Origin of the sequence: Pseudomonas sp. FP1762 (assembly GCF_030687105.1) — a bacterium.
GTDB lineage: Bacteria > Pseudomonadota > Gammaproteobacteria > Pseudomonadales > Pseudomonadaceae > Aquipseudomonas > Aquipseudomonas siliginis.
Genome location: NZ_CP117458.1, coordinates 1,427,155 through 1,439,172 on the forward strand (window position 1 = coordinate 1,427,155; position 12,018 = coordinate 1,439,172).

12 protein-coding genes are annotated in these 12,018 nt (G+C 61.1%); 10 read left to right on the forward strand and 2 right to left on the reverse strand.

All coding sequences use genetic code 11. The annotated features are described in order from the left end of the window. Positions 1 to 159 precede the first annotated feature (159 nt). From PSH90_RS06205 to PSH90_RS06220, 4 genes are all read left to right on the forward strand, one after another. Positions 160 to 1,239 carry a serine hydrolase gene (locus PSH90_RS06205; RefSeq protein WP_305382368.1) on the forward strand — a complete coding sequence of 360 codons (1,080 nt, stop codon included), beginning with the start codon at positions 160 to 162 and terminating at the stop codon, positions 1,237 to 1,239. Then, positions 1,236 to 1,532 (forward strand): amidase, encoded by a 297-nt coding sequence (locus PSH90_RS06210; RefSeq protein WP_236167999.1) that lies wholly within the window; start codon positions 1,236 to 1,238, stop codon positions 1,530 to 1,532. The genes PSH90_RS06205 and PSH90_RS06210 overlap by 4 nt, the downstream gene beginning before the upstream one ends. Positions 1,533 to 1,702: 170 nt before the next feature. Further along, entirely contained in the window at positions 1,703 to 2,293 is a 591-nt protein-coding gene (locus PSH90_RS06215; RefSeq protein WP_039762684.1) for a YceI family protein, read from the forward strand. A 1-nt stretch (position 2,294) separates the two neighbouring features. Then, positions 2,295 to 3,452, forward strand: a complete 1,158-nt coding sequence (locus tag PSH90_RS06220; RefSeq protein ID WP_305382369.1) for a phosphatidylserine/phosphatidylglycerophosphate/cardiolipin synthase family protein — start codon at positions 2,295 to 2,297, stop codon at positions 3,450 to 3,452. A gap of 195 nt (positions 3,453 to 3,647) precedes the next feature. Here PSH90_RS06220 and bglX read toward each other — a convergent pair whose 3' ends face one another. Next, positions 3,648 to 5,939 carry a beta-glucosidase BglX gene (bglX, locus tag PSH90_RS06225; RefSeq protein ID WP_095180574.1) on the reverse strand — a complete coding sequence of 764 codons (2,292 nt, stop codon included), beginning with the start codon at positions 5,937 to 5,939 and terminating at the stop codon, positions 3,648 to 3,650. A gap of 258 nt (positions 5,940 to 6,197) precedes the next feature. Here bglX and PSH90_RS06230 point away from each other — a divergent pair, with 258 nt between their 5' ends. The 6 genes from PSH90_RS06230 (at position 6,198) to PSH90_RS06255 (ending at position 10,834) form a co-directional block, all read left to right on the forward strand. Then, the gene (locus PSH90_RS06230; RefSeq protein WP_095180575.1) at positions 6,198 to 6,806 is read left to right on the forward strand and encodes a LemA family protein; all 609 of its coding nucleotides are present in this window, start codon (positions 6,198 to 6,200) and stop codon (positions 6,804 to 6,806) included. A gap of 13 nt (positions 6,807 to 6,819) precedes the next feature. Then, positions 6,820 to 7,572 carry a YgcG family protein gene (locus PSH90_RS06235; protein WP_252887435.1) on the forward strand — a complete coding sequence of 251 codons (753 nt, stop codon included), beginning with the start codon at positions 6,820 to 6,822 and terminating at the stop codon, positions 7,570 to 7,572. A 33-nt stretch (positions 7,573 to 7,605) separates the two neighbouring features. Next, complete coding sequence (locus PSH90_RS06240; protein WP_095180577.1) at positions 7,606 to 8,223, forward strand: TPM domain-containing protein; 618 nt, start codon at positions 7,606 to 7,608, stop codon at positions 8,221 to 8,223. Between the two features lie 177 nt (positions 8,224 to 8,400). Next, on the forward strand, positions 8,401 to 9,627 hold the full coding sequence (locus PSH90_RS06245; RefSeq protein WP_305382370.1) for an SAM-dependent methyltransferase: 1,227 nt from the start codon (positions 8,401 to 8,403) through the stop codon (positions 9,625 to 9,627). A 200-nt stretch (positions 9,628 to 9,827) separates the two neighbouring features. Further along, positions 9,828 to 10,409 carry a DJ-1/PfpI family protein gene (locus PSH90_RS06250; RefSeq protein WP_252879575.1) on the forward strand — a complete coding sequence of 194 codons (582 nt, stop codon included), beginning with the start codon at positions 9,828 to 9,830 and terminating at the stop codon, positions 10,407 to 10,409. 80 nt (positions 10,410 to 10,489) lie between these two features. After that, the gene (locus PSH90_RS06255) at positions 10,490 to 10,834 is read left to right on the forward strand and encodes a YegP family protein (RefSeq protein ID WP_236167995.1); all 345 of its coding nucleotides are present in this window, start codon (positions 10,490 to 10,492) and stop codon (positions 10,832 to 10,834) included. Positions 10,835 to 10,892: 58 nt separating this feature from the next. On the opposite strand, the gene PSH90_RS06260 is transcribed toward PSH90_RS06255, so the two are convergent. Beyond that, positions 10,893 to 11,912, reverse strand: a complete 1,020-nt coding sequence (locus tag PSH90_RS06260; RefSeq protein WP_305382372.1) for a DUF4917 family protein — start codon at positions 11,910 to 11,912, stop codon at positions 10,893 to 10,895. Between the last annotated feature and the right edge of the window lie 106 nt (positions 11,913 to 12,018).

Consider the following 12,018-nt stretch of genomic DNA (forward strand, 5'->3'; position numbering starts at 1 on the left):
CCCTTCGCGAGCAGGCTCGCTCCCACAGGGACGGTATTCTTCAATTGAAATGCGATCAACTGTGGGAGCGAGCCTGCTCGCGAAGGCGGCCTCAAAATCACCATACATCTGTCATAAACCCCGACTAGTCTCGACAGGTTCATTCCCTGAGCGCCCACCATGTTCAAAGGCCTGTCCCTGTTCCTGCTGCTGATCAGCCTCACCGTCCGCGCCGAACAATGGCCCGGCGAGCAATGGCCAATCGCCCCGCAGATCACCGGCCCGGCCGTCGAGGCGCTGGAAAACTACGCCTTCGCGCCGCGCAACGACACCACCCGCGACGGCATCCGCACCGACGCCTTGCTGATCATCCACGACGGCCAGATCATCTACGAACGCTACGCCGCTCCGACCACCGCTCAGACACCGCATCTGACCTGGTCAATCAGCAAAAGTCTGCTGGCAACCGTTCTCGGTGTGGCCTACGGCGAAGGCCGGTTCAAACTCGATGATCCAGCGCTGAAGTTCTACCCGGCGCTGGACAAACACCCGGCGATCACCCTCGGCCATCTGCTGAACTGGGCCTCCGGTCTGGATTGGCAGGAGGACTACGAATACGCCCCGCTGAAATCTTCGGTGGTGGCGATGCTCTACACCCGCGGCCATCGCGACATGGCCGCGTTCACTGCGGGCCACGACGCCTACGCCGCAGCGGGTCAGGCTTTCCGTTATTCCAGCGGTGACAGCAATCTGCTCGCCGCTGCCCTGAAAACCATGGTCGGCGCAGAGCGTTATGCCGATTATCCGTGGACAGCATTGTTCGAGCCGTTGGGCATTCGCCACGCCGTGTGGGAAAGCGATGCCAGCGGCACCTTTGTCGCCTCGTCCTACGCCTATCTCACCGCGCGGGATCTGGCGCGGGTCGGTCTATTGATGGCGCGGGGCGGGCGCTGGAACGATCGGCAGTTGCTGCCCGAGGATTGGCTCGCGTTCAACCTCACACCGTTTGCCGGCTACAAGGCGCATCAGGACGAAGCCGTACCCGGCGGCCACTGGTGGCTCAATCGTCGTGTCGACGGCGCCACATCACCATGGCCCGACGCCCCACCCGACACCTTCGCCGCCCTCGGCCACTGGGGCCAGGCGCTGTATGTGATGCCCAGCCAGAAACTGGTGATCGTGCGTTACGGCGATGACCGCGATGGCAGCTACCGGCACAACGAACTGCTCAAACGCGTGTTGCAGGCGGTGCGGCGATGAAGCGCTTTCTATTGTTGCTGTTGGTCGTGCTGCTCGGCTGGGGTTGGTATGAGCGGGAGAATCTCTGGGCTTTCCCGGACATCATCAGCGCCTACACCGCCAAGGAATATTGCTCGTGTCGTTATGTGATGAACAACGATGCTGGGTATTGCCGTGGCTATGTGAAGCAATGGCTGCCAACCAGCCGTTTTACCGATGACGCTTCGAGCAAAACCATCACCGTCAGCGGCTTGGGCCGCAGCCACAGCGCGCAGTGGCTGAGCGAACGCCAGGGCTGTCGCCTGAATCCCTGAATTATCTGGTCTCCCCTGTGGGAGCGAGCTTGCTCGCGAAATCGTCGCAAGCCGCAATACATGCTGTGCGGCGAGCATTGCATTCGCGAGCAGGCTCGCTCCCACAGGGCTTGCAATAACTTGGCGGGCGGTTAAGGTTCGTGCAGGTTTATCGCCCCCACGAGTGTTCAATGTTCAACCGCTCCCTCTATACAACCTTCGCCAGTCTGCTGTTGACCGCCGCTGCGCTGCCGGCCCAGGCCAATTGGTATCTGGACGGCGAGTCGTCGCGGCTGTCGTTCGTCAGCACCAAAAATGCCAGCGTTTCGGAAGTGCAGCGCTTTCTGGTGCTGCACGGCAAGGTCGACCCCAACGGTCGCGCCGAGGTCGAAGTAGAGCTCGAATCGATCAACAGCGGCATTCCGCTGCGCGATGAGCGCATGCGCAAGGAGCTGTTCCAGATCGAGCAGTTTCCCGCAGCCACCATCACTACCCAGATCGACCTGCGCCCGATCAACGATCTGGCCCCCGGCGCGCAGCTGGAGTTGCGCCTGCCGCTGACCGTCAGCCTGCACGGCAAGCAGCACGAATACCCGGCCGAGTTGCTCGCCACGCGTCTGGATGATCGGCGCTTTCAGGTGGTCACGCTGGAACCGCTGGTGATCAACGCCGAGGATTTCGATCTGGCGCCTGGCCTGGAAAACCTGCGCAAACTCGCCGATCTGTCGGCGATCAGTCTGTCGGTGCCGGTGGGTGCGGTGCTGATTTTCACGGCGCGCTGACATGCGCGGTGCGGTGTTCCCCTGGCGTGACGGCAACCGTTTCGAACTGTTGATCGACGGCCCGCAGTTCTTTCCGCGCATGCTCGAGCACATCGCTGGAGCTACCGAGCAGATCGAACTGGAGCTGTACCTGGTCGAGGCCGGCGCCTGCGCCGAAGCCATCGTCCAGGCGCTGGTCGCGGCGGCCGAGCGCGGAGTGCGCGTGCGTTGCCTGTTCGATGATTACGGCAGCCTCGCGTTCACGTTGCATCTGCGCCAGCGCCTGACCCAGGCCGGGGTCGAGCTGCGTTTCTACAATCGCCTGAGCTGGCGGCGCTGGGTCGGCAATTTCTATCGTGACCACCGCAAGTTGCTGCTGGTCGACCAATGCCTGGCCGTGGTCGGCGGCACCGGCGTGACCGATGAATTCTGGACGCCGGGCCATGATGTCAGCGAGTGGCACGAAGTGATGGTCGAGATCAGCGGCCCATTGGTGATCGATTGGCAATTGCTGTTTGATCGCCAGTGGATCGCCAACCGTTACCGCCGCGCCTGGCGCCCGGCCGCGCATTTTGGTTTGCCGCGCCTGCCGCGTGTGCCGGACAAGGGCGAAGGCATGGGCCGCGTGGCGTATGCCGATGCCCGTCAACATCGCGACATTTTGCAGTCGTTGTTCCGTGCGTTGAACAGCGGGCAAAAACGCATCTGGATGGCCACGCCGTACTTTCTGCCGACCTGGAAAATCCGCCGCTCGCTGCGCAAAGCCGCCGCACGCGGTGTCGATGTGCGGTTGCTGCTGACCGGCCCGCGCACCGATCACCCGTCAGTGCGCTACGCCGGCCATCGCTACTACCCGCGCCTGCTCAAGGCCGGGGTGCAGATCTTCGAATACCAGCCGTGTTTCCTGCACCTGAAAATGGTTCTGGTCGACGAATGGGTAAGCATCGGTTCGTGCAATTTCGATCACTGGAATCTGCGTTTCAATCTGGAGGCGAATCTGGAAGCGCTGGACCCGGCGTTGACGGCAGCGGTAGAGGCGAGTTTTGTGAAGGACTTCGGCTTGAGTCAGCTGGTGAGCCTGGAGGAATGGCAGCGCCGACCGTTGTGGCGGCGGATCAAGCAGCGGGTGTGGGGCTGGGTGGATCGGTTGGTGGTGAATATTCTCGATAGACGCGGATAACCACGATTTTGAATACACCCTGAATCCAATGTGGGAGCGAGCCTGCTCGCGAAAGCGGTGTGTCATTTGATCGTTCCCACGCTCCGCGTGGGAATGCCTCTAGGGACGCTCCGCGTCCAGTGACGCGGAGCGTCACGGCTGCATTCCCACGCAGAGCGTGGGAACGATCAGTGCAGGGGGGCGGTGTGCTTGCTGTTACAGCAATTCAAAGCTCTGCTGCGTCACCGCCTGCGAATCCAGGCCGATCTGCACGTTGAACTTGCCAGGCTCGGCCGCGTATTTGAGCTGGGCGTTGTAGAACTTCAGGTCTTCCTCGGTAATGGTGAAGTGCACGACTTTCTGTTCGCCGGCCTTGAGCATGATCTTCTGGAAGTTCTTCAGTTCTTTCACCGGGCGGATCATCGAACCGGTGACGTCCTGGATGTACAACTGCACCACGGTTTCGCCGTCACGCTTGCCGGTGTTCTTGACCATGACGCTGGCGTCGAGCTTGCCGCTGGCGTTCAGGGTGGTCGATGACAGCGCCATATCGCTCAGGGCGAAGGTGGTGTAGCTCAGACCATAACCGAACGGAAACAGCGGGCCGGTGGTGTCATCGAAATACTGCGAGGTGTAGTTGCCCGGTTTGCCCGGCGTGAACGGCCGGCCGATGCTCAGGTGGTTGTAGTAGGTCGGGATCTGGCCCACGGAACGCGGGAAGGTCACCGGCAGTTTGCCCGACGGGTTGTAGTCGCCGAACAGCACGTCGGCGATGGCGTTGCCGCCCTCGGTGCCGCTGAACCAGGTTTCCAGAATCGCATCGGCCGACTGGTTCTCTTCGAGAATCGTCAGCGGACGGCCGTTCATCAACACCAGCACCAACGGCTTGCCGGTGGCTTTCAGCGCGCGGATCAATTCGCGCTGGGTTTCCGGGATGTTCAGGTCGGTGCGGCTCGAGGATTCGTGGGACATGCCACGGGACTCGCCCACCGCTGCAACGATCACGTCAGCATCCTTCGCCGCTTTCACCGCTTCGTCGATCAGCACGCTGGCCGGGCGCGGGTCATCGACCACTTCCGGGGCATCGAAGTTGAGGAAGTTCAGGTAGTCGAGGACCTTCTTGTCGCCCGTGATGTTGGCGCCACGGGCGTAGATCAGGTTGGCCTTGTCGCCGATCACCGAACTCATGCCATCGAATAGCGTGACCGATTGCGCCGGGCGCCCGGCGGCGGCCCAGCTGCCCATCATGTCGATCGGCGCTTTCGCCAATGGGCCGACCAGCGCGATTTTCGCGTCTTTCTTCAGCGGCAGGGTTTCGTTCTGGTTCTTCAGCAGCACCAGACTGCGCCGCGCGACTTCGCGGGCCTCGGCGCGGTGCAGGCGACTCTCGGCGTAGGTATCGGCCGGGTCATCCTCGGCCTTGCCGATGCGCAGGTACGGGTCCTTGAACAGGCCCATGTCGTACTTGGCCGCGAGCACTTCGCGCACAGCATTGTCGATGTCTTTCTGTTCGATCTCGCCGGACTTGAGCAGCCCCGGCAGCTCTTTGCCGTAGAGGGTGTCGTTCATGCTCATGTCGATGCCGGCCTTGATCGCCAGCTTTGCCGCTTCGCGACCGTCGCGGGCGACGCCGTGCTTGATCAGTTCGAAGATCGCGCCGTGATCGCTGACCGCCAGGCCTTTGAAGCCCCAGTCCTTGCGCAGCAGGTCGTTCATCAGCCAGGTGTTGGCCGTGGCCGGAATGCCGTTGATCGAGTTCAACGCCACCATCACACCGCCAGCACCGGCATCGATCGCGGCGCGGTAGGGCGGCAGATAATCCTGGTACATCTTCACCGGGCTCATGTCGACGGTGTTGTAGTCGCGGCCGCCCTCGACCGCGCCGTAAAGGGCGAAGTGCTTGACGCTGGCCATGATGCTGTCGGCGGCGCTTGGGGTCTCGCCCTGATAGGCTTTGACCATGACTTTGGCGATGCGCGAGGTCAGGTAAGTGTCTTCGCCGAAACCTTCGGAGCTGCGGCCCCAGCGCGGATCGCGGGAGATATCCACCATCGGCGCGAAGGTGATGTCGAGGCTGTCGGCAGCGGCTTCTTTCGCCGCAACGCGGCCGGACTGGCCAATGGCGTCCATGTCCCAACTCGACGCAAGGGCCAGCGGAATCGGGAAAATCGTACGGTGACCGTGGATCACGTCGTACGCGAAAAACATTGGAATCTTCAGGCGACTGCGCATGGCCGCGTCCTGCATCGGACGGTTTTCCGCGCGGGTGATCGAGTTGAACGTGCCACCGATGTTGCCGCCGGCAATTTCCTTGCGGATCAGTTCGCGGGGCATTTCCGGGCCGATGCTGATCAGGCGCAACTGGCCGATCTTCTCGTCGAGGGTCATTTGTTTCATCAGGTTGCTGATGAAAGCGTCCTTGTTTTCCAAAGGTACCGGGGTCGTGGCGGCCAGTACCTGATGACTGGCCAGGCTGACGAACAGACCCAGCAAACACAGCTTCTTCATGAATTTTTTCTCTAGAGCCCAAACGGTGATGTAACACCGGCCAGCCAAAATGTAGGGAGCGACTATTGTTGTTCGGGTGCCGGCGCAAAATCCTGAGCCGGAAAACCGCAGCCGACAGCGGCAACGTGAACGCGAAGGGCACTTTTTAGCCGATTAACCCGTCGCATGCCAGTGGCGGCGCCGATTATGCCCCAACCGCTGGCCGGGAATGCCCAGCGCTCGGTTTTTAAATCAAATGTGTCATGGAGCATCACTGCAATGAATATCAGCTCAACCTCCCGTTCACGGCTACAGATCGCCACGTTGCTGGTGTTCGCCACGCTGTTGACCGCGTGCGGCATCAACAATATCCCGACCCTCGACGAACAGGTCAAAGCCGCCTGGGGCCAGGTGCAGAACCAGTATCAGCGCCGCGCCGACCTGATCCCCAATCTGGTGGAAACCGTGAAGGGCTATGCCGCCCATGAGCAGGAAACCCTGACCGCCGTGATTGAAGCGCGGGCCAAGGCGACGTCGATTCAGGTCGATGCCAGCACCCTCGACAATCCCGAGAAGCTCAAGCAGTTCCAGCAGGCGCAGGATCAACTGACCGGCGCATTGAGCCGTTTGATGGTGGTCTCCGAGCGCTATCCGGATCTGAAGGCCAACCAGAACTTCCTCGCCCTGCAATCGCAACTTGAAGGCACGGAAAACCGCATAGCCGTGGCGCGTCGCGACTTCATTCTGGCGGTGCAGAAATACAACACCGAGATCCGCACCTTCCCCGGTCGCCTGTGGCACAGCGTGATGTACAGCGATCTGCCGATGCGCGAAACCTTCGAAGCCACCACGCCCGGCGCGGAGAAGGCCCCGGAAGTGAAATTCTGACTCGAGGTCGCCCATGCGTGTGTTGAAACTGAGCCTGGTGCTGCTGCTCTGGCTGTTCGCCGTCAGCGCCCGGGCCGAACTGACGTTTCCGCCGCTGAGCGGGCGCGTGGTCGATCAGGCGCAGATGCTCGAGCCATCGATTCGCGCGCAACTGAGCCAGCAATTGCAGGCGCACGAACAGGCCACCGGCGAACAATTGGTGGTGGTCACGTTGCCCGATCTGCAGGGCACCACCATCGAGGATTTCGGCGTTCAGCTCGGTCGGCACTGGGGCATCGGTCAGAAGGACAAGAACAACGGCGCCTTGCTGATCGTCGCGCGTGACGAGCGCAAATTGCGCATCGAAGTCGGCTATGGCCTGGAGGATCGCCTGACCGATGCGCAGTCGTCGGTGATCATTCATCAGGTCATCACGCCGGCGTTCAAGGCCGGCAATTTCAGCAAAGGCATCAGCGACGGCGTTGCGGCGATGCTGGTGGTGCTCGGTGGCAATCCGCTGGACGAACCCTCAACCGTGTACGAATCCAGCGGCGACCCGGCGGATGATTTCATCTCGCGGCACCCGGCGCTGTTCGTGTTCCTGGTGATGTTGTTCATCGTGACGGTGTTTGTCTGCCAGATGCTCGGTATCCTGCCTGCCGGCCGGGGCGGCTCCGGAGGAGGGGGCGGCTTTGGCGGTGGCGGCGGATTCGGCGGCGGTGGCGGTGGCGGCTTCAGCGGTGGCGGGGGCAGTTTCGGCGGCGGCGGTTCGTCCGGCGGCTGGTGAGATCAAAAGAATAATGAGCAGGCACTTTTCGACATGGCATTACTGACTGAACACGAACAACGCAAAGTCGCCGAGGCCATCGCCCGGGTCGAGCGCGACACCGACGCCGAACTGGTCACGGTGCTCGCTGCCCGTGCCGACGATTACGCATACATCCCGCTGCTCTGGGCCAGCCTGCTGGCGCTGGTGTTGCCGGGCATCGTCCACTACCTCACGGGCTGGCTGACCCTGCGCAGTCTGCTGCTGGTGCAATGGGGCATGTTCATCGTCCTGTGCCTGCTGTTTCGTCTGCCGAAAATCACCACGCATCTGGTCCCGCGCCGCGTGCGCCACTGGCGCGCCTCCAACCTGGCGCGGCGGCAGTTTCTCGAACAGAACCTGCACCACACCGTGGGCAGCACCGGCATGCTGATTTTTGTCTGTGAGGCTGAGCGCTATGTGGAGATTCTGGTGGACGAGGGGATTTCCAGACGGCTGGATAACAGCAACTGGGACGCGATTGTCGCAGCGTTCACCGAACAGGTCCGCCAGGGCCGCACGCTTGAAGGGTTTGTCACGTGCGTGGAGGCGTGTGGTGAGTTGTTGAAGGTGCACGTGCCGGTGACGCAGGTGCGGAACGAGTTGCCGAATCGGTTGGTGGTGTTGGGGTAGATCAAAAGCTCGCAGCCTTCGGCAGCTCCTAAAGGAGAATGCATTCCAATTGTAGGAGCTGCCGAAGGCTGCGATCTTTTGATTTTCGCCGTTGGGTAAATAAGAGGGTGTCCCCAACCCCCATCCCCCCTAAAATACCCGCCATTCCCGATTCCGCCCGTCCGAGGCCGCTTGTCCATGTCCGTTTCCGCTGCTTCCGCGCCGTCCGCCAAACCGGCCGCCGATCACCACGCCCAGTTCATCGAGCTGCTGCAAGCCAGCCTCGACGACAGCGGTTTCATCAAACTGGTGCTGGCCAAGTACGTCGGTGAAGAGGCGGATCTGCAACGGGTCATCATCAAACCGGTGACGGTCAAGGCGCAGCCGTGCCTGTCATTCGTTTATCGCTACAAGACCCGCGACATCACCAAAAATCTGCCGCTGAGCGAAGGCGTGGCGCTGATCGCCGGTCTGCTGCCGGCCTCGTTCAAAAATGCTCATTTACTGGCGCTGACCGACGAAGCGCAGCTGGAATACAGCAAAAAGGGCAAGAGTTCGCTGTTCAAGAGCAAACCTCAGCAATTGCGTGAAGCGCCTTCGGCCGAGCACAACCGCGAGAAAAACCGCTTCCTCGAATTGAGCCGTCCGTTCCTCAAGGACCTGGGCGTGACCAATGCGCAACACGAGCTGATCCCGGCGATGTCGCGCAAGTGGAAGCAGATCAACAAGTTCATCGAAGTGTTCAGCCATGCCCTGACCTCGTCGCCGCTGGCGCTGGACAAACCGGTGCGGGTCGCCGATTTCGGTTCGGGCAAGGGCTACCTGACGTTCGCCATTCACGACTACCTGCGCAACACGCTCAAGGCCGAGGGCGAAGTCACCGGCGTCGAGCTGCGCGAAGAAATGGTCAGCCTGTGCAACGCCGCAGCGGCGAAGCTCGAGCATCCGGGGCTGGTGTTCAAGTGCGGTGACGTGCGCACGGTGGCGCCGAGCGAACTGGACGTGATGATCGCCCTGCATGCCTGCGATATCGCTACCGATTACGCGATCCACACCGGCATCCGCTCGGGCGCGTCGATCATCATGTGCTCGCCGTGCTGCCACAAACAGATCCGCCTGCAGATCCAAAGCCCGGCGCTGCTCAAACCGATGCTGCAATACGGCTTGCACCTCGGCCAGCAGGCGGAAATGGTCACCGACAGCTTGCGCGCGTTATTCCTCGAAGCCTGCGGTTACGAGACCAAAGTCTTCGAATTCATTTCGCTGGAACACACCAACAAGAACAAGATGATTCTCGCGGTGAAACGCGCCGAGCCGGTTAATCCAGCGCAATTGTTGGCAAAGATCGAAGAGCTGAAAGCGTTCTACCACATCAGCGAACATTGCCTGGAAACACTGCTGCGCGCTGACGGTTTTCTCGCCTGATAGCCTGAAATACACCCCTGTAGGAGCCGCCGAAGGCTGCGATCTTTTGATCCTGATTATTTAAATGCAAGATCAAAAGATCGCAGCCTTCGGCGGCTCCTACATTTATCGCGATCGAGCGTAGTAAGCCTGGAATTACCGCAACCCTTGGATACGGTCTACCTTGAATACTCCCAGACCTTTCCCCGAGGAGTTTTCCCATGGCCGCGAAAAAGATCCTGATGCTGGTCGGCGATTACGTCGAAGACTACGAAGTGATGGTGCCGTTCCAGGCCCTGCAGATGGTCGGCCACACGGTGCACGCCGTGTGCCCGGACAAGTCCGCCGGCAGCACCGTGCGCACGGCGATTCATGATTTTGAAGGTGATCAGACCTACAGCGAAAAACCCGGTCACCTGTTCGCGCTTAATTTCGACTTCGCCAAGGCCCGCGAAGCCGATTACGACGCGCTGCTGATTCCCGGCGGTCGCGCTCCGGAGTACCTGCGGCTGAACGACAAAGTCCTCGAACTGGTGCGCGCCTTCGATACCGCCGGCAAGCCCATTGCCGCGGTCTGCCATGGCGCGCAACTGCTCGCGGCGGCGGGTGTGCTCGAGGGGCGTGAGTGCAGCGCGTATCCGGCCTGCGCCCCGGAAGTGCGTCTGGCCGGTGGCACCTATATCGACATTCCGGTGACCGACGGCCATGTTCAGGGAAATCTTGCCACCGCTCCGGCCTGGCCGGCGCATCCTAAATGGCTGGCCGGTTTCCTCGGTCTGCTCGGTACGAAAATCACCTTGTAGTCGATGCAGGCGACAGATCGCAGGCGCTGGTCTTTACTCTGAAGCGCGAAATCTCTCAATCGCCCCCAGGAGAAACAGACATGTCCGGATGGTACGAAGTGAGCAAAAGCAGCAACGGCCAATTCAGGTTCGTGTTGAAAGCGGCGAACGCCGAAACGATTCTGACCAGCGAGCTCTACAGCACCCGCGCCGGCGCCGACGGCGGCATCGCCTCGGTGCAGGCCAACAGCCCGCTGGATGAGCGCTACGAGAAAAAGTCGACCAGGGATGGCCACCCGTACTTCAACCTGAAGGCGGCCAATCACCAGATCATCGGCAGCAGCGAGTCGTATTCATCGGATGGCGCATGCGACAAGGGCATCGCCAGCGTGAAGGCCAACGGCCCGACCAAAGTGATTAAGGACAAGACCCAGCCGGTGCTCTGAAATCCGACATCAACCTGTGGGAGTGAGCCTGCTCGCGAAGGCGTCAGCCCGGCCAATATCAAACCTCAACCGGTACCGACAATTTCGGATCGCCCAACGCATGGCTCTTGGCATCAAAGAACCGCAACTCAACCCCGGTACCTTCAAACACCTTGGCGTAGTGACGTTTCTGATGCTGAATGAACGCGGCACTGCGCGGATAAATCGAGACCGCCACGCACTTCGGTCGGGCCAGGCGCAACGCCCGCACCAGATGCGCATCCTGCTCGCCCAGCGCGTGGCCGAAGATGCACAGGCTGTCGCCATGGGCCAGTAACTGCTCGTAGCAGAACGACAGATAATCCGAGCTGCGGATGGTCTTGAGCTTGTCCGCGCTCGGCCCTTCGGTGACGAACAGCGGCACGTCGTCCAGGGTCTTGATCGTATTGTTGATGGCGAAACTGCCGAGCAGGGTGCCTTCGGTCGAGGTCAGTTTGCGTGCGGTGCCGTCCTGATTGCGCACCAGATGCAGACCACCGTGCAGGTAGAGCAGACGCGGTTTGTCGGTGGTGCTCTGGCTCAGATCGAAACTCGCGTCTGCGCCGTTGAACAGGTCGTCGATGGTCTCGCCGGGATGTTGCAGTGCCCAGTAATTGAGCAGGTCGTAGTTGGTAGTGAACACCGTGCGATAGCGCGCCAGTTCAGCATTGAGCACCGTCAGTGTCGAAGGCTGCACCAGCCGCCACGGGATGTGCACCGCATGCACGGTGTTGATCAGCGCTTCCTTGATCGCGTAATAGCGATTGCGCGGCGCCGCCGAGCTGACCGCCAGGGCCTTGTTGACCCGGCTGGTAGTTTTCAGGGCGCCCAGCACTTGCTCGAAGCTGCGGGTTTGCAGCGCGTCGAACACCGCCAGTTCCGATGGGCTCAGCGGTTTCTCTTCGACCGTACGGGCGTTTTCGAACAGCGAGTCGTAGCCGAAGTCATCCCAAACCGCACGGCTGGCGCCATTGCCCACCAGCAAACCCTGGAAATCGTTCGCGGCGCGCAGGGCGTTCCAGTCTTCGAGGGTGGCGTCGACATTGAGAAAATCGGTCATTGCGTGGGCGGTCTCAAAACAAAGGGCAGATGGACGGCGACTTTATCACGAGCGGACATTGAGCCAGATCAACATTGCTCGTGACCGATCGGTCGATCCTGTGTGC